At 56.5% G+C, this 17,416-nt stretch carries 17 protein-coding genes; 5 read left to right on the forward strand and 12 right to left on the reverse strand.

The window, feature by feature from the left end; genetic code table 11:
• The 10 genes from BQ8290_RS13550 to plsY all read right to left on the reverse strand — a co-directional run bounded on the left by BQ8290_RS13550 (position 1) and on the right by plsY (position 9,570).
• Positions 1-594, reverse strand: coding sequence for a hypothetical protein (locus BQ8290_RS13550; RefSeq protein WP_108791166.1), 594 nt, complete (start codon positions 592-594; stop codon positions 1-3).
• A gap of 11 nt (positions 595-605) precedes the next feature.
• Positions 606-788: a hypothetical protein gene (locus BQ8290_RS13555; RefSeq protein WP_108791168.1), complete on the reverse strand. Its 183-nt coding sequence runs from the start codon at positions 786-788 to the stop codon at positions 606-608.
• Positions 789-829: 41 nt separating this feature from the next.
• Positions 830-1,237, reverse strand: a complete 408-nt coding sequence (locus BQ8290_RS13560) for a response regulator (protein WP_108791170.1) — start codon at positions 1,235-1,237, stop codon at positions 830-832.
• A 158-nt stretch (positions 1,238-1,395) separates the two neighbouring features.
• Positions 1,396-1,851, reverse strand: coding sequence for a hypothetical protein (locus BQ8290_RS15235; RefSeq protein WP_337661413.1), 456 nt, complete (start codon positions 1,849-1,851; stop codon positions 1,396-1,398).
• Positions 1,852-1,975: 124 nt separating this feature from the next.
• Positions 1,976-4,579: a type I DNA topoisomerase gene (topA, locus tag BQ8290_RS13570; protein ID WP_108791172.1), complete on the reverse strand. Its 2,604-nt coding sequence runs from the start codon at positions 4,577-4,579 to the stop codon at positions 1,976-1,978.
• A 98-nt stretch (positions 4,580-4,677) separates the two neighbouring features.
• Positions 4,678-6,261: a VWA domain-containing protein gene (locus BQ8290_RS13575; protein ID WP_108791174.1), complete on the reverse strand. Its 1,584-nt coding sequence runs from the start codon at positions 6,259-6,261 to the stop codon at positions 4,678-4,680.
• Between the two features lie 111 nt (positions 6,262-6,372).
• Positions 6,373-7,080 carry a glycerophosphoryl diester phosphodiesterase membrane domain-containing protein gene (locus BQ8290_RS13580; RefSeq protein ID WP_108791176.1) on the reverse strand — a complete coding sequence of 236 codons (708 nt, stop codon included), beginning with the start codon at positions 7,078-7,080 and terminating at the stop codon, positions 6,373-6,375.
• A 36-nt stretch (positions 7,081-7,116) separates the two neighbouring features.
• Positions 7,117-7,803, reverse strand: coding sequence for a hypothetical protein (locus BQ8290_RS13585; protein WP_108791178.1), 687 nt, complete (start codon positions 7,801-7,803; stop codon positions 7,117-7,119).
• 25 nt (positions 7,804-7,828) lie between these two features.
• The gene (dprA, locus tag BQ8290_RS13590) at positions 7,829-8,977 is read right to left on the reverse strand and encodes a DNA-processing protein DprA (RefSeq protein ID WP_108791180.1); all 1,149 of its coding nucleotides are present in this window, start codon (positions 8,975-8,977) and stop codon (positions 7,829-7,831) included.
• Positions 8,974-9,570, reverse strand: a complete 597-nt coding sequence (gene plsY / locus BQ8290_RS13595; RefSeq protein WP_108792426.1) for a glycerol-3-phosphate 1-O-acyltransferase PlsY — start codon at positions 9,568-9,570, stop codon at positions 8,974-8,976. Before plsY ends, dprA begins: the two co-directional genes overlap by 4 nt.
• Before the next feature lie 178 nt (positions 9,571-9,748).
• Here plsY and murI point away from each other — a divergent pair, with 178 nt between their 5' ends.
• The 5 genes from murI to BQ8290_RS13620 all read left to right on the forward strand — a co-directional run bounded on the left by murI (position 9,749) and on the right by BQ8290_RS13620 (position 15,416).
• Entirely contained in the window at positions 9,749-10,537 is a 789-nt protein-coding gene (gene murI, locus BQ8290_RS13600) for a glutamate racemase (protein ID WP_108791182.1), read from the forward strand.
• A 201-nt stretch (positions 10,538-10,738) separates the two neighbouring features.
• Positions 10,739-11,959: a 5-aminolevulinate synthase gene (gene hemA / locus BQ8290_RS13605; protein ID WP_108791184.1), complete on the forward strand. Its 1,221-nt coding sequence runs from the start codon at positions 10,739-10,741 to the stop codon at positions 11,957-11,959.
• A 103-nt stretch (positions 11,960-12,062) separates the two neighbouring features.
• Positions 12,063-12,920, forward strand: coding sequence for a TauD/TfdA dioxygenase family protein (locus BQ8290_RS13610; protein WP_337661414.1), 858 nt, complete (start codon positions 12,063-12,065; stop codon positions 12,918-12,920).
• Positions 12,921-12,964: 44 nt separating this feature from the next.
• Entirely contained in the window at positions 12,965-13,639 is a 675-nt protein-coding gene (locus BQ8290_RS13615; RefSeq protein ID WP_108791188.1) for a nitroreductase family protein, read from the forward strand.
• Between the two features lie 208 nt (positions 13,640-13,847).
• On the forward strand, positions 13,848-15,416 hold the full coding sequence (locus BQ8290_RS13620; protein WP_108791190.1) for a DUF6923 family protein: 1,569 nt from the start codon (positions 13,848-13,850) through the stop codon (positions 15,414-15,416).
• A gap of 30 nt (positions 15,417-15,446) precedes the next feature.
• Here the strand turns inward: BQ8290_RS13620 and BQ8290_RS13625 are convergent, their stop codons facing one another.
• Together BQ8290_RS13625 and BQ8290_RS13630 are read right to left on the reverse strand one after the other, a co-directional pair.
• Positions 15,447-16,652: a type III PLP-dependent enzyme gene (locus tag BQ8290_RS13625; protein WP_108791192.1), complete on the reverse strand. Its 1,206-nt coding sequence runs from the start codon at positions 16,650-16,652 to the stop codon at positions 15,447-15,449.
• A gap of 169 nt (positions 16,653-16,821) precedes the next feature.
• Positions 16,822-17,379 (reverse strand): LemA family protein, encoded by a 558-nt coding sequence (locus tag BQ8290_RS13630; protein ID WP_337661415.1) that lies wholly within the window; start codon positions 17,377-17,379, stop codon positions 16,822-16,824.
• Positions 17,380-17,416 lie beyond the last annotated feature (37 nt).

Genomic DNA, 17,416 nt, shown 5'->3' on the forward strand with positions numbered 1-17,416 from the left:
TCAACCGTTCACAAACACCTTGACCAAGCGGACATAGCGAACGGCATGGCCATCCGTGCCGATCATCGGCGCAATCGGGACAGTCAGCAAAAAATCGCAGACAGCTTGTTGTGAGGCGGTGTCTGCAATGTCCGGCGACAAAGCAATTTCGCAATGCGTGATTTGCCCGTCCGTTTCCACTTCGACCAATGCACTGACCATCCCGGCAACCTGAAGGTTTGGCAGTGGCAACATCATGTCCGGATATTCCGTAACCGATCCTGCATCGCGTTCCGCACCAGGGAATCTGGTGACACGAATGCCCAAAACACCGTGGATCGGCCGTCCCTCACGATCGCTCGCAGCTTCGACCTTCAATCTACGGAATTCACGGCACAATTGCCTAAAGACGCGCTCGCTTCCTTCGGAATGCTGCGTCGTGCATTCGAACACATCGCCGGATTGATCGACAAAAATGAGCGCCTCTGTCGACCAAGATGGATTCGTGCTTACAACCGGCACTTGGTCCGTCGCGCGGTGAACGTCTTGTGGGTCGACCGAAGGTAAGGCCAACGCGCCCGCCGCTGCCAAACCGATCATCATTGAAGCGACCATGCTTTCCGCCCCTACCGCTTCTTAGCGATCTTGATCTTCTGCTGTTTGGCAAAGCTCTTGGTTGAATCCTCGCTGCGGCCCAATGCCTTTGCGATCTGTTTCAACCCCTGCCCCTTTGACGCGAGCAGTTTCAACCGCCCCGCTTCTTCGGCGTTCCACGGTTGTTTGTGACGTTCGAAATGTTCTTTGCCCATGGCATGCCCTTTAACGGGTGCACAGCCAATTGGCGAGAGGACTAGTCGACCTCAAGCCGCTCCAACTTCGCTCGAAGAGCCGCCTCGTCGAACGGTTTGACGATGTAGTCATCCGCGCCGGCTTGAATCCCCTCTTGGATGTCCTCGACATGCCCTTTGGACGTGCAGAACACAACGGTCGGGGGATTAGGCGTCGGAATGGCTCGCAAAGCAGTGACAAATTCCAGCCCGTCCATCTCTGGCATGTTCCAATCGGTCAAAACCAGATTGGGCATGCCGCGTTTGCACCGGGCCAAAGCCTCCATGCCGTCCTGCGCCTCAACCGGAACGTAGCCCAGGCTGCGGGCGATTTTCGACGAAACTTTGCGGATAACACGGCTGTCATCCACGATTAGACAGGTTTTAACCGGTGCCTGTTGAACCTCTGCAACCGGCGCGCCATCGCGCAACGCCTTGGCCGCGCGAACAATGGCATCGACATCTTGCGATCCTGCGCCATGGGGCGCTGGCTCTGCAATCGTGATCGATTGCTCCGCCGCGTGCTGTTTTGCGCGTTCTTGACGTTCAAGATCGGCCGCGCGCTTGTGCGCGCCCGTTGTGCGTTTGATTAGATTTTGAATGGCTCGGCCTCCCCGGCAAGCGAGGCAAATTGACTTTCCGTGCCCAGATCATGCGCGGCGTCTTCGTGATCATACGCGCCAATGGGTTCGGGTTCGGATTCTGGTTGCGGATGCGTTTGCGGCGCCTGCGTTGCCATGGGATGCATGGCTGGCGCGGTTGGTACGGGCGCCACAGGTACGGCGGGTTCAACCGCAACGTGCGAGTGCTGTCTCACGCTCTCATCGACAATATCGGCCTCGCCCGGCGTGATGCAAATGTGCAGATACGGCATCCATACATCGCCAAATTCGGCCTTTTGATACCACACATCCAACACATCGTAGCTGGCCCAAACCCCGTCAGGTTCACGCAACCTAATGCCTTCGCCAATGCGCGGCACTGCGGAAAAGCGCATGCGCTCCTGCGTTTGGTGTGTTTCGTTCTGAACTTCGATTTCAATCACAGTGTCGTCCCCAAGCTCCCGAAAGGGGATAGGGGATAATACTAAATGAAATGCGAACAGCGGTTAGGAATGCCGCCCATGGGCCGTTGGCGCGCCCGATCTTGGATCATGGGCCGCCTTTGGTTTATTCGGCCGCCTTTGTCGCAGCGGGCTTCTTGGCCGGTGCCTTCTTCGCTGTCGCCTTCTTTGCCGCTGGCTTCTTCGCAGCCGCTTTCTTAGGAGCTGCTTTCTTCTTCGGCGCGGCTTTCTTGCGCTTTTTCTTCGCCGGACCCTTTGCAGCGCGGGCATCGATCAACTCAATCGCTTGCGCGGCTTCGACGTCCTCAGGCTTCACATCTTTGGGGATGGTCGCGTTGGTCGTGCCGTCGGTCACATAAGGGCCGTAACGCCCCGGCATGACCTTGATTTCTCCACCGCTGGTCGGGTGTTCGCCCAGCGTCTTGATCGGTTCTGCTTTGCCGCGGCCGCCGCCTTTGCGATTGGCGGCTTCGGCCAACAATGTGACCGCCGCGTTCATACCGGTGTCGAACACGTCGCGCGTGCTGGTCAGCTTTGCGTATTTGCCATCGTGGCGCAGATACGGGCCATACCGCCCAATTGCGGCTTCGATGTCTTTCGTCGTTTCCGGGTGTGCGCCGATGATGCGCGGCAGGTCGAGAAGTTTGACTGCCCAATCCAAATCGAAATCGTCGAGGTCTTTGGGAATAGACGCGCGCTTTTTCTTCTCTTCGTGATCCATTTCGACATAGGGGCCGAAACGTCCCGATTTGCGGTGAATTTCCGCGCCGGTTTCCGGGTGAGTACCCATCAAACCGTCTTGGCCGCTATCTTCGCCATCCGCGCCCGGCTGTGCAAAGCGGCGCGTGTATTTGCATTCGGGGTAGTTCTGACACGCGATAAACGCGCCAAACCGGCCGCCACGAAGCGAAATCCGGCCTCCTTCGCGTCCCTCTGTTTCACAAAGCGGACAGTGACGGGGATCTTTGCCGTCTTCGCGTTCGGGGAACAGATAGTCGGACAGATACTCGTCCAAAACTTCGGTCACTTCACTCGGGAGCTTTTCCATGACCTCTTCGGTTTTGGGCTTAAAATCCTTCCAGAATTTGGCGAGCAGAGTTTTGTAATCTTCGCGTCCGTCGGACACGGTATCAAGCTCATCCTCCATCCCGGCGGTGAAGTCATAGGCGACATAGGTGGGGAAGAACCGTTCGAGGAAGGCCGTGAGCAAACGTCCGCTTTCCTCTGCAAAGAAACGGTTTTTCTCCATCCGAACATAGTCGCGATCACGCAGAGTTTGGATCGTTGAGGCGTAGGTGGATGGGCGACCAATGCCCAATTCCTCAAGCCGTTTGACCAAAGACGCTTCGGAAAAACGCGGCGGTGGCTGTGTGAAATGTTGCGTTGCTTCAACGGCTGTCTTCGCCGGAGCATCGCCCTCTTTCATCGCCGGCAACAGGCCGTCCTCATCTTCTTCCTTGTCGTCAAAGCCTTCCTGATAGACCGCAAGGAAGCCCGGGAATTTGATAACCTGGCCGGTCGCGCGCAGTTCGTGCTGACCGGTGGCGTCGCGCATAGTGACCGTGGTCCGCTCCATTTGGGCGGCGGACATTTGGCTGGCCATGGCGCGTTTGAAGATGAGCGAATACAGCTTTGCCTCATCGCCCGACCCGGCTTTATCCCGGCTGAAATTGGTTGGGCGGATCGCTTCGTGCGCTTCTTGCGCGTTTTTGGCTTTGGATGAATAAAAGCGCGGTTTTTCCGGCCGATATTCGGTTGCAAAGCGTTCTTCGATCGCATCGCGCGCGGCCATAATAGCGCTCATATCCATTTGAACGCCATCGGTCCGCATGTATGTGATCGCGCCCGCTTCGTACAAAGATTGCGCACACCGCATCGTGTGGCTGGCCGAAAAGCCCAGCTTGCGCGCGGCTTCTTGTTGCATGGTCGATGTGGTGAATGGCGGCGAAGGATTGCGCTTTAACGGCTTTGTCTCAACCGCCTCAACGGTGAACCGGCCTGCCTCGACGGCGGCCTTTGCCTCCATCGCGATGCCTTCCGCGCCCAGCGAAAGCTTTTCGAGCTTATCACCTTTGTACCGCACCAGCCGCGCATCGAACGCGGTCCCATCATGCTGCATTTTGGCGAGGACAGACCAATATTCGTCGGGTTTAAACGCCTCAATTTCGCGTTCCCGATCAACGATCAATCGCAAAGCGACCGACTGCACCCGTCCGGCCGATTTTGCACCCGGCAATTTGCGCCACAAAACCGGAGAGAGCGTGAATCCAAAAAGGTAATCCAGCGCGCGACGGCCCAAATAGGCGTCGATCAAAGGTTGATCCAATTCGCGCGGGGCACCCATCGCATCGGTCACGGCCTTTTTCGTGATCGAGTTGAATGTGACCCGGTCCACCTTGGTCGGCAACGCTTTGCGCTTCTTCAAAAGCTCTTGGACGTGCCAACTGATCGCTTCGCCTTCGCGGTCAGGGTCAGTTGCGAGAACGAGGCGCGATGCGTCTTTTGCGGCATCCGCGATCTCTTTGAACCGTTTTTGTTTGTCCCGATACAGTTCCCAATCCATCGCGAAATCTTCGTCCGGGCGCACGCTGCCATCTTTGGGCGGCAGGTCGCGCACGTGACCATATGAGGCGAGGACCTTAAAGTCGCTGCCCAGATATTTCTCGATAGTCTTCGCCTTGGCCGGCGACTCAACAATGACAAGCTGCATGGTAGAGGTCTGAAATCCTTACACGTGTACGTACACGCGAGGGTGGGCCGGGTTTGGGCGCTACGTCAACCCACCCTCTCGCGCATTTCGCAAGGCCTCTAGCCCGCTTGCTGCGGCTTGTCTTCCCCCGTCTCTACGCGGCTGGCCTGAAAATCGGGCGGTAGGACGCATCGACCCGCATCATATTGGCCAACGGCGCGCACAATTTCATTCTGCGACGGTTCAACCCGGCGTCCCGACAATTGGCTGTCGATGACACGGCGCAGCAAATGATCGAGCCGCGTGACTAGATAGCAATCGATCGCCGGTGGGGCGTGCGGATTTCCGATCCCGCTATCATCGGTGAGGAACGTGTAACGCGATTGAGTGACTGCAGCCATCGCCCGCATGACATATTCGGCCATATCGGCCACACCCGATGCGCCCACCGGGACGATGTGCACCCGTTCATTGCGCAGATGTTCTGCCGCCAGCCACGTTTTATCGACATCGCGATTGTGCGGCGGCGCATCGGCCACCAGCAACAGTGTTTTCACCGCGTCATCGCGCCAATCCAACCGCGCGGCGCGAATCATCGCATCCTGCATCGCTTCGGGATAATCGCCGCCGCCCATGGCGACTTGTTGTCCCAACCGGCCTTGTGCGCGGTCTACGTTACCGTCGAAATCGAACGTCCGCGTGACGAATTGATCGCCTTGATCGCGGTAGAACGTAAACGCCACCCGCACATCAAGATCGGAATGACGCGTTTCGAGCGCACCAATAATTGCCGTCAATTCGGTTTGGAGATAGGCGAGTTCATCCGACATCGAGCCGGTGACATCCACCACCACTGCCAGATCGAGTTTCTGTACAGCGGGCGCGGCGCGCCTTTGTGTGATGGATACGGTTTGCGCGCCCGGTTCATTCGACAAACGCACGGCGCGCCAATCGCTGCCCCCGGCCCGCACCCAGACATCATCGCTCAACCGGTCCATACCGGGGAAGAACACAGCGCGGCCATCGGCAACCGTCTTTAACGTGATCGAATTGCCGTCTTCGCACCGCACTTCGACCTCAGCAAAGGGTACGCTGCGCCCGCGCCGATCGCGCAATTCCACGGTCAACAAACGACCCGTATCGACATTGGGCAGGCTTTGGATTTGCTGACCAAGATTGCTCTTGCGTTTGTAATCTTCGTAAAGCTCTGGATTGAGCAGATCGTCGTGTTCACCCGCAGTCAGCAGACCCGATTGCGGTTGGGGTTGTGGTGGGCGTGGTGGGATCGGGCCGGGCATAGGCGGACGGGGTCGCGGCGGCAAAGACCGCGCAACCGCCGATCGATCAGCCCCTGCCGCTGCGCGGCTTCCGGTGACGGAGATCGTGTCACCACTGCCCGCTGCTTCGGCCGATGGCGGTGGAGGCGCGGCCACTGCCATGGGCGGCGCTGGCGCGGCCGATGAATAGGCTCTGCCCCCGCGCGGTGACGATGGTTTTGACTGTTGATTGACCTGTTGTTCATCACCCAGATCCGGCAACGCCGCAGGCCGACGGCAATAATCGCGACCTGACACAGGCGGCGGTACCGGCGCGATCCGGTCATTGGACAATTGGATCCGCGTGGTTGAACTCGCAAAACTTGGAATGGCGAAACCCGTCGCGGTTAAGCTGGCGCAACACGCCAAAGCGATCACACGTTTCATAACCTCTTCCCCTTCAATACCTTTGATTGGGAACGAGAATTATCCGGATCGCGATGAACCGTTTATGAGCATCGACGTGTCGTTTTGTTCAGGAGGAGGCAAAAATCTCTGTCATTCAAAGATTTGCGACAGGTCCTGCGTGTCATCTATCATCAAACGATAGGCCCCCACCGATAGGGCGGTGAAGATGATGGAGGATAGCAGTGTTTGGAACCCTTCGGCCAATACCATGCCCCAAGGCCCCAAAAGGGCAGACAACCCCGTCATAATCCCGGACACAACCAACAAGGCAATATACAAAATGACATAAGCGCCAAAGATCGACCATCCTCGACCGTCCGTCATGTCCCAACTTTTCCCAAACGCATCAAAGGACGGCCCTTCTTGCGAAAGGACAATCGGAAGCAATGGAGTCAAACGCACGATGAAAATTATCCCAGGGATAATTAAAAGCAGAAAGCCGATCCCAATCACGAGCCAAGATAGAATGGTTATGCCAATAAAGGGCAATAGCGTGTCAAAACTAGGCGATGTGGACCGATGAAACATCCCGGCAAGCAAATAGAAACTCGCCAGAATTTGGAATGCAACCGCGGCAAGCGCCCCAATTATTACGGTCGAGCCCGTCGCGGCCCGCGACCTGAAAACGTTCCAGACATCAGATCCGATAAAGCCATTTTCCGTCGCGCCGATCACCCCGAACATTGCGGCCGAAATCACCAAGATCAACGCCGAGTAAATCAAAATCACTTGCCAACTCTGTTGAATTTCATCGACCGTGACCGACAGTAAGCTGGCCAGATTTACTCTGTCGTTCATGGCATTATTCTCCCCAAAATTTCGTCATCAGTTCGGTCATTCGAAAACCGACACCATGTCGTGCCCCGCATCGTTAAGCGCGCGATACGCGCTCACAGAAACACCCATCAACAACAGGGGGAGTGTGTGCAAAAATGGCCAAATTAGCGGCCCCATCCTGCCATCATTGGCACCCCGTATGTTGAGCACAACCTGTTCAATTAACCCGGCGCCTGTGCCGCCGACCATAACGATGACGAACCAAATCAATCCGATGACGAACAACGCGACACCAATCGACATCACATTGTTATCGCTCAACGACCAGCTTGCGCCAAGAGCATCGAACAAATGGGTCTCCTCCGATACCAGAATCGCCGGGGCCATGACCCATTTCGTCATCAAGAGAAGGCCGGGAATGAAGAGTAACGTGAACCCCAGATAGAGCGGGATTACGAGCACCAAGGCCATGAAAAACAGGCTAAAAACCTTGAAACGCGAATCCACAATCATCCCGCCTCGCGTCAACATTTCGCGGTACAGGTAATATTGGCCGAGGAAATAGAGGATCGTCGCTGGGAACCAGCCCAGCTCTTCCCCCAAAGGAGCAAATTCGGCAATCACTGCGATGGCCGTGAACACGGCTAGGTAGATCCCAATTTCTTTCTTAATCCGCGCAAGTTCAATAAATGTGTTGGATATCAACGCGCCCGCGCTGATCTGTCGTAGTTGGATAAATGCCATGCGACCCTAACTGCCATCCTTAGAATTATGCACCGTTCAAACTCACTTTGCCCGCGCCATGCCGTTCCAGCGCACCGGACAATTCCAATTCCAGCAACGCCATTTGAACCGCCGCGCCGCTGCCCCCGGATTGACGGATCAATTCGTCAATCGCGATGGGCGCAGTGGACAACAATGCCTCTATCACCGCCGCATCTATCGGTTCGTTTGGCTCTGATGCATTGGGTTCGTAAATTTCGGATTCCTCGGCAACGCGATAGGTTGATCGCGGCGCGCCGGTGAAATCTTCTACCAATTCGATCACGTCTTGTGGCTCGCTGATCAATATCGCCCCATCACGGATCAATTGGTTGCAACCGTGCGATCGCGTGTCGAGCGGGGAACCGGGAATGGCCATCACTTCGCGTCCCGCCTCCGCCGCCAATCGCGCGGTGATCAATGATCCCGATTTGGGCGCCGCTTCGACGACCAATGTCCCGCTTGCTAAACCGGCGATGATGCGGTTGCGGCTGGGAAAATGGCGACCGCGTGGCTCGGTCCCCGGCGGTTGTTCGGCAATCAACAACCCTTCTTGCGCGATCCGTTCCTGCAATTCTTTGTGTTGAGGGGGATACGCGATGTCGATCCCACTGGCGATAACCCCGATGGTGCGCCCTCCGCCGATATCGGCGTCCACCGCGTTCAGTGCGCCTTCGTGTGCGGCGCCATCAATCCCGCGCGCCAATCCGGAAACAATCGTAAACCCTCGTTGCGCCAATTGCGCGGCGAATGTCCGGGCCAAGGTGACAGACGCCGCCGATGCGCTGCGTGCGCCAACAATGGCCACACAGGGTTGCGACGCCAATTCCAACCGGCCCCGACACGTTATGATCGGCGGCGCGCTGTCCAATCGGCTTAGCAATTCGGGGTAATCGGGTTGGTCATGAAACAGGTATCGCGCTCCAGCGGCACGAACGCCCTCAATCTCACGCTCAATCCGGTCCTTGGCGATGGGAGAATATCGCCTTTTCCCCCGCGCGCCCAAATCCGGCAACGCCTCGATCGCGTGGACAGCATTGCCGAACCGCGCAATCAACTGGCGATACGCAATCGGCCCAATATTTGGGGACCGCAACAGCCGGATCCGCGCAAACGCCTCTTCCTGTGACAAGGCGGCGGCCTCCGCTTGGTTCATTTTTTGCCGCCGATCTTCGGCTCCTCACCCTTGACCAATCGGCCGATATTTTCGCGATGGAGGTACACGATCAGGCCAGCAATCGCGGCCAGAACCGGGAAGTATTGCGGAAATCCAAACAAAGGCGCGGCTGCTGCGGCGGCGATAACGGCCGCCATCCCGGCCAATGATGAAATGCGGAAAATCAGCAACAGCGACACCCAAACCAAGGCATAGGCAAGCCCGATTGGCCATGCGAGGCCAAAGGCGACACCGGCATTGGTTGCGACACCCTTGCCCCCTTTGAATTTCAACCAAGCGGGATAGCAATGGCCGATCACCGCGCCGCCGGCGGCAAACGCTTTGGCGACCGCGCCGTTGTCCCCGGCCCAAATCATTCCGGCGGCCACAACCGGGGCAAGCCCCTTAAGCAGATCAAGCAGCAATGTGCCCGCAGCCAATCCCTTATTGCCGGTTCTAAGCACATTGGTCGCGCCGATATTGCCGCTACCGATGTTGCGGACATCGCCCAAGCCGGCCGCTTTGGTCAGCAACAAGCCGAATGGGATAGAGCCACAAATATAGCCCAACAACGCTGCTAATACCGGTTCCATCATATCCCCATTGCGCTTTCAAATTGCGACGCGGTTCCGTGCGCCATCTTTTCTTTTTCCAACGCCTAAGTAATACACTGCGTCTCGACAAGTTTTCAGATGATTAGGACCGATTATTTCTCACGCCGCGCCTTCTCCGGCTTCACCGTCCGAGGTCCATCCTGAGGCACCGATTTTGGTGTTTGATTCCGGCGTAGGCGGTCTTAGCGTGTACGACGAAGTGCATCGCGCCCTGCCCGATGCTCCGATCGTTTACGCCGCCGATTTTGCCGGATTGCCCTATGGCACCAAATCCGAGGCGGAAATTGCGGCCCGCGTGGCCGGTTTGCTGGGCAAAATGTCGGAACGGTTTGAGCCGCGCCTCATCTGTATTGCGTGCAACACAGCATCAACGATTGCACTGGGCATGGTGCGCGAGGTCATGGAAGTGCCCATCGTTGGCACGGTCCCTGCGATCAAACCCGCCGCTTTAGCAAGCCGGTCTGGTGTGATCGGGCTCTTGGGCACACAGGCGACCATTCGCCAAGCCTATGTCGATGATCTTGAACGCGAATTTGTGGTCGGCAAAACCTTGTTGCGCCACGCCGCGCCGGGTTTAGTCAACGAAGCAGAGCGGAAATTGCGCGGCGGCACGGTTGACCGCGGCGTTTTGGCAGAGGCGTTGAGAGGCGTTTCGACCGGCGAAAACGGCGCGATGATCGATCACGTCATCTTAGGTTGCACCCACTTCCCGTTGCTGTCGGACGAATTGAAAGACGTGGCGGTTGCCGATCTGGGTTGGTCTTCCGATGTCCAGTTTGTCGACGGCGCGGCCGGTATCGCCCGGCGCGTGGTGGATCGGTTGGCGGGTCAGCCATTTCAAAAATCGGGTCAAAACCGGTTCGTCGTCACCGGCCCTATATCCAATGCCGGGGGTTTGGAAAGCGCGCTTTCTTCGCGTGAATTCGCCCCGGCGCAAGCGTTCTAGACCTGCAAACCACTCGCAAAGATCGTGGTTTCAAAACCTCTCCATCGCGCCTAAATACCCCCAACGAAACTTTTGGGCCATGTTGGGGTTGTATGGTCTGTGCCGTGTCATTGCGGCCAATTCATTTCGGATTGTGAGAGCCTGATAAACGGGCCACCTTTTGCAAAAGGCGCGGTCCACAAAGACAAGAGCGTTTGACCAGTGAATTACAACCAGATTTTCGATTCAGCGATTGACCGTCTGCACGAAGAAGGCCGCTATCGGGTCTTTATCGACATCATGCGCAACAAAGGCGCCTATCCCAATGCGCGGTGTTTCCATGGTCACAATGGACCCAAACCCATCACGGTTTGGTGTTCCAACGACTATCTCGCCATGGGTCAACACGATGTCGTGATCGGCGCGATGGAAAAAGCGTTGCACGATGTGGGCGCGGGTTCGGGCGGCACGCGCAATATCGGCGGCAACACGCATTACCATGTCGAATTGGAACAGGAATTGGCCGACTTGCATGGCAAGCAAGGCGCGTTGTTGTTCACCAGCGGCTATGTTTCCAACGATGCGACCTTGTCCACTTTGGCGAAATTGCTGCCGGGTTGTGTGATTTTCTCAGATGAATTGAACCATGCCAGCATGATTGCCGGCATCCGCAATTCTGGGTGTGAGAAAAAGGTGTTCCGTCACAACGACATGGCACATCTCGAAGAATTGTTGGCCGAACAAGACCACGAAACACCGAAATTGATCGCGTTTGAAAGCGTCTATTCAATGGATGGCGATGTGGCCCCGGTTCACGCCATTTGTGATCTTGCCGAAAAATACAACGCGCTCACTTACATCGATGAAGTGCATGCAGTTGGCATGTATGGCGATCACGGCGGTGGCATTTCGGAACGCGATAACGCCGCGCACCGGATCGACATTATCGAAGGGACACTGGGCAAAGCCTTTGGCGTCATGGGTGGTTACATTGCGGCCGATACGCGGGTTATTGACTGCATCCGTTCCTACGCGCCCGGCTTTATCTTCACCACGTCGCTATCACCGGTTCTGGTCGCCGGGGTTTTGGCGTCGGTGAAGCACCTCAAATCCTCGAATGTCGAACGCAACGCTCATCAAAAGTCGGCGGCGACGTTGAAACTGAAATTCGCCGAAAGTGGGCTGCCCGTAATGGACAGCACGACGCATATTGTGCCGTTGATGGTGGGCGACCCTGCCCGCGCCAAAAAGATCAGCGACATTCTGCTCGCGGAATACGGCGTGTATGTTCAACCGATCAATTACCCCACCGTCCCACGCGGCACAGAACGCCTGCGGTTCACCCCCGGCCCGCATCACACCGATGCGATGATGGACGAATTGACAGAGGCGTTGGTGGAGATTTGGGATCGGATGGATATGGAACTGGCGCAGGCCGCCTGATCCGCCGACCGCGCCCAACCGGCTGCGCTGCATCATAATGGATAACTTGATCCGCCTCGTATGACCGGGCACAAGCCTCTCAAGCCGGACTTGGGAGGGTTGATTGGCCACTACATTTGATCGCACTACGCTCGACACGGGCATGCTTCGCATTGAACCGATGACGCCCGCAGTTGGGGCCGAGATCCTTGATATTGACCTGGGCGATGCAAACATCGCCGACAGCATCCCGCAAATCCGCGCAGCCTTGTTGAAACACGGCGTGATTTTCTTTCGCGATCAGGACCTGACTCAGGAACAGCATATCGCCTTTGCCCGCCACTTTGGCGAATTGGAGGTCCACCCCGCGACCCCCAAGGACCAACCAAACCCAGAAGTCCTGCGCATTTCCCATGGCCCCAATAGCCGAGGTCAGGAAAATTACTGGCATTCCGATGTGACATGGCGCGAGGAACCATCGCTGGGCTCGATCCTGTACGCACGTGAAGTGCCCGATTGCGGCGGCGACACACTGTTTGCCAACATGCACCTCGCCTATGAACGCCTGTCTGAACAGATGCAGCGTTTCTGCGAAGGGCTAACCGCGGTCCACGATATCAGCCGTGTTTTCGCCAAGCGTTTGGGCAAAACGCCGGAGGATTTGCATGATAAATTCCCGCCCATGCGCCATCCGGTAATCCGCACGCATCCCGAAACGGGCGAACGGGCAATCTACGTCAACACCGCCTTCACATCGCACATCGAGGGGTTGTCTTCGGCGGAAAGCCGTTGGCTGCTCGATCACTTGTATGCGACCGCCAAGGACGCCGAACTGCAATGCCGTTTTCGTTGGCGCCCGGGTTCCATCGCGTTTTGGGACAACCGTGTTTGCCAACATCTGGCTGTGTCGGATTATTTCCCGGCAAGGCGCATGATGGAACGCGTGACAATCGCCGGTGATAGGCCCTATTTCGAAGCCTGATTGTTTGACCCTCCTGAATTTCAAATCTGAAAGACCAATCCAACATGAATTATGATGACGTGGTGCTTGGACGCCGCTCTATCCGTGGATACCTTGATAAGCCCGTGCCGCAGGCAATTATCGAAGAAATCATCGCCCTTGCCGTACGTTCGCCCACATCGATGAACACCCAACCGTGGCATTTTCATGTGATCACCGGCGAACCTCTCGACCGGATCCGCAGAGGGAACACCGAACGCATTTTGGCCGGAGAGCCCGACAGCCGCGAATTTCGGCGCGGCGAACCGTTTGCCGGCGTTCATCGGGAACGTCAGATTGGCGTGGCGAAACAATTGTTCGGTGCCATGGGGATTGAACGCGATGATAAAGAGCGGCGTCAGGATTGGGTCCTTCGCGGATTTCGCCAGTTTGACGCGCCGGTCTGCGTCATCATCACCTATGACCGTGAATTGACGACAAGCGACGACACCGCCTTTGATTGCGGCGCAGCGACCACCGCTTTGGTGAACGCCGCATGGTCGCGCGGCCTTGGCTGTGTCATCAATTCCCAAGGGATCATGCAATCGCCCGTGGTGCGCGAACACGCGAACATCCCTGATGAACAGGTGATCATGAAAGCCATAGCATTGGGATGGCCCGATCCGGACTTTCCCGCCAATGCCGTGGTCAGCGAACGCAAAACCGTGGCCGAAGCGGCGCGGTTTGTCGGATTTGATTGAACGGCGCCGGCTTCGCCCGAAGTCAGACATGCTGTACATTTGGTGAATTTCGCAAATTGCAAAGGGATTGCCTGCGCAATTTGCGAAGATTCTCATTCTGTCGGTTGAGCCGCCAATAGCGCATCACACTATCTCATTGAAATACAAGGTTTTCTAATCTTGGCACGGTCCGTGCTGTGTCTGTGACAGACCTTTTGCGGAGTTTGTCGTGACATTTCGGACCCTCACCGATGACACAAACGTCTCTGCACCCCCTGAAGGGAGCGGGTGGTTCTTCTGGGCCCGCTCCCTTCCAACCCGGTGTTTGATCGCGCTTATCGTTTGTCTGGGAGGGATCGTCGCTTTTGACGGGCCCGCTCACGCGCAAGCCCGGTTCACCTGCACCGGCGACATCTATCAGGTGCAAAGCGGCCAATTGCGGATTTTCGACACCGCGACATCGACATACACCAATGTCGGACAACGCAGTTCTTCGTACAATTCTTTGGCCTACAACCCGAACGACGATTTCTTCTACGCCACGCGTTCCAGCGGCATTATCAGGGTCGATGCGAACGGCGTCGTGACCGACATGTTCGCCATTGGGTTCAATTCGTACATTGGCGACATCGATGATGCCAACAATATGTATTTGCGCCGATCCAACAACATCGTGATGCGGGTCAATTTGGCGACCCAACAACAAACCCCCATTACCCTATCGCAATCCTTGGCCAGCGGCGCGGCCGATTGGGCATTTGTGGACACGCCCCTTGGCCAAAGGTTGATCGCGCCGGGCCGCACGCAATTGTCTTTGATCGACGTGAACACAGGCGAGAATGTCGTTCGTTCCATCGCCGATTACCCCAATGAAGGGTCCAGCGGCGCAACATGGTCCGATGTGAACGGCCGGGTCTTTACGTTCCGCAACACAACGGGAAATGTGTATGAAATCCTTGACTATTTAACACCCAATCCGCGCGCTGTTTTGGTCGCGATTGGCGATCCCAGCAACAGCAATGACGGCAGTTCTTGCCGCAGGATGCCCTTCCCCAATTTCCCTCCAGTCGCCTATGACGATGCGTTCTCAACCGCGTTTCAAACCGCATTGGTCGACGTGAACGTAATCGCCGGCAGCGGCAACGGCGTGGACAACGATCCTGATGGGACGCCCATCACAGTCACCACCGATTTAATCAGCCCGCCATCCAACGGATCGGTCGAAATCGATGCTGACGGATCCTTTATCTACACGCCAGAGCCGGGTTTTTCCGGGGAGGACACTTTCATCTATGAAATTAAGGACCAATCCGGGTTGGTCGCACAGGCGACAGTCACAATCACGGTCACTCGCCCCCGTCTAAAAGTGCGCAAACAATCAAGCGTCCATCAACAATCCGCGGGGTCGGCCTTTTTCCTACCCGGCCATGACGTGATCTACGACATCGAAATATCGAACACAGGCGATCAAGAGGTTGACCCCGATACATTGGTTATCATTGATCAATGGCCTGCCGACGTTCGGTTTTATTTTGGGGACTTGGACACGGGCGGATCGGCAGAATTCATGGAAACCGACCCCGTCGCATGGCGCGACAACGGATCGGGATTGAATTTCAGCTTTGATCGCGATGTGCGGTTTTCCAGTTCCGACACCAAACCCAGTTCCATCGATCAATGCGGATACGAACCCCAATCCGGATACGATCCCAATGTCCGCTTTATCTGCATCATGCCCCAAGGCGCACTGCAACCATCCGGAAGCGCTAATTTCTACATGCGCGGCCGCATACAATAGGCCGGACGAATAAACGCCAAGGCGTTGGCGCTATCGAAGCGAGATGACGTTGTCGCTGGCCGTGGGTTGGCGTGACCCGTCGAAAAGGCTCATCATAGGTTCGTCGCTCACGATGACGCATTGCGCGTCGCCAAACCCGTTAAAACCAGTCTTCATCGCCGCGCCATACGCGCCCAACATCCCGATTTCGATGTAATCGCCCGCTTGGATATCGCCGGGCAATGCGAATGGTCCGGCCATGTAATCCGCGTCGTCGCAAGTCGGGCCGTAAAACGCAAAATCCTCTATCGGATCGCGCAGATCATCTTCCAACGCATTCACCGGGAACCGCCACGAAACATGCGCCGCATCGTACAACGCACCATAGGCGCCGTCGTTGATGTACAATTCGGATCCGCGCCGTTTTTCGACCTTCACGATCATGCTCGAATATTCAGCGGCCAAAGCGCGGCCCGGTTCGCACCACAATTCGGCATTGTAGGCGATGGGTAACGCTTCGTAGTGGTGATGGATGATCGCAAAGTAATCTTCGAGAGGAGGTGGCTCCATCTCAGGATAGACGCTGGGGAAACCGCCGCCAATGTCGATCATGTCGATCACGACGCTGGCCTGCGCAATTGCGGCGCGGGTGCGGTCGATCGCCTGAACAAAGGCAAACGGCGTCATCGCCTGGCTGCCAACGTGGAAACACACGCCCAACCAATCGCAATGCTGGCGCGCCTTTTGCAGCAATTCCGGCGCTTCAAGCAGGTCACAGCCGAATTTCGAGGCAAGCGACAATTCGGAATATTCGCTGGAAACCCTAATCCGCACGCACAGGCGTAAATCTTGCGCTTCCTCACCCGTTTCGGGGTCGCGGCATGCCTCTACGATCTTGTCCAGCTCCTCCATCGAATCGAGGCTGAACGTGACAACGCCGTGTTGGAAATACGCCTCTTTAATGGCACTGCGGGTTTTGATCGGGTGCATGAAGCACAGGTTGGCATCGGGCAGAATTCCCCGCACCAACCGCACTTCGGCGATGGAGGCCACGTCGTAATGCGTGATGCCGGATTCCCATAGAACTTGAATCAAATCAGGAGCCGGATTGGCCTTCACCGCATAAAGCACTTTGCCGGGAAACTTCTCGACGAAAAAGCGCGCAGCACGCCGCGCAGCATGCGGGCGATTAAGGATCACCGGCTCTTCAGGCGTTAGCGCCTGGGCTACAGTCTTGGCGTCAGGATATACGAGCAACTCAAGGGACCCCCAGAAGGTTTAGTTTCTGACCACATGATGTGGTTTGGGCTGCCTTGCGGTATGTGTCCCTTGGGGCAGCGGAAGCGCGCATATATAGCCGATGCGCGGTTTCGCAAACAAAATCGTTCAAAATGCTTGTTGGTTCCCGCACTTTTTTACCATTTGGTCAAAACCCGATTTGGGGCGCTTGATCGACCGTCCCGCGCTCGCTGTCATCCAATGTGTTGAAATCGGCCTGTTGAAAGCCAAACGCGCCGGCGAACATGATCGCAGGGAAGGCTTCGCGTGCGGTGTTGAATTGAGCAACGGCGGCGTTCAACGCGCGGCGGGCGGCGGCCAATTTGTCTTCGACATCGGCAAGCTCACGCTGCAATTCTTGGAAATTGCTGCTGGCTTTCAAATCGGGATAGGCCTCTCCCAAAGCCAAAAGGTTGTCGAGAGCGACTCGCAACCCTTTTTCGCTGCCGCTGTCAGGTTCGCCTTGTTTCGCGGTGTTGCGCGCGGCGATCACCGCTTCCAATGTGGCGGCTTCGTGACCGGCATACCCTTTGACGGTTTCGACAAGGTTTGGGATCAAATCATGGCGTTGGCGCAATTGTGCATCAATATCGGCTTTGCCTTGGCGCACGTTTTGGCGCAGCCCAACCAATCGGTTGTAAATGCCAATCACCACAAACGCGGCGATTACAACAACGCCAATCACAACAAAACTCAACATTCCCATTTGTTTGCCCCTCCTTTACCGGGCACATCTATAGTAG

The sequence above is a fragment of the Erythrobacter sp. Alg231-14 genome (assembly GCF_900149685.1).
Taxonomy (GTDB): domain Bacteria; phylum Pseudomonadota; class Alphaproteobacteria; order Sphingomonadales; family Sphingomonadaceae; genus Erythrobacter.

What these genes read in the sequence shown, in the direction of transcription:
- BQ8290_RS13550 (WP_108791166.1), bottom strand. Translation starts at nt 594, where the DNA reads ATGGTCGCTTCAATGATGATCGGTTTGGCAGCGGCGGGCGCGTTGGCC.
- BQ8290_RS13555 (WP_108791168.1), bottom strand. Translation starts at nt 788, where the DNA reads ATGGGCAAAGAACATTTCGAACGTCACAAACAACCGTGGAACGCCGAA.
- topA (WP_108791172.1), bottom strand. Translation starts at nt 4,579, where the DNA reads ATGCAGCTTGTCATTGTTGAGTCGCCGGCCAAGGCGAAGACTATCGAG.
- BQ8290_RS13575 (WP_108791174.1), bottom strand. Translation starts at nt 6,261, where the DNA reads ATGAAACGTGTGATCGCTTTGGCGTGTTGCGCCAGCTTAACCGCGACG.
- BQ8290_RS13580 (WP_108791176.1), bottom strand. Translation starts at nt 7,080, where the DNA reads ATGAACGACAGAGTAAATCTGGCCAGCTTACTGTCGGTCACGGTCGAT.
- BQ8290_RS13585 (WP_108791178.1), bottom strand. Translation starts at nt 7,803, where the DNA reads ATGGCATTTATCCAACTACGACAGATCAGCGCGGGCGCGTTGATATCC.
- dprA (WP_108791180.1), bottom strand. Translation starts at nt 8,977, where the DNA reads ATGAACCAAGCGGAGGCCGCCGCCTTGTCACAGGAAGAGGCGTTTGCG.
- plsY (WP_108792426.1), bottom strand. Translation starts at nt 9,570, where the DNA reads ATGGAACCGGTATTAGCAGCGTTGTTGGGCTATATTTGTGGCTCTATC.
- BQ8290_RS13615 (WP_108791188.1), top strand. Translation starts at nt 12,965, where the DNA reads ATGAATTATGATGACGTGGTGCTTGGACGCCGCTCTATCCGTGGATAC.
- BQ8290_RS13630 (WP_337661415.1), bottom strand. Translation starts at nt 17,379, where the DNA reads ATGGGAATGTTGAGTTTTGTTGTGATTGGCGTTGTTGTAATCGCCGCG.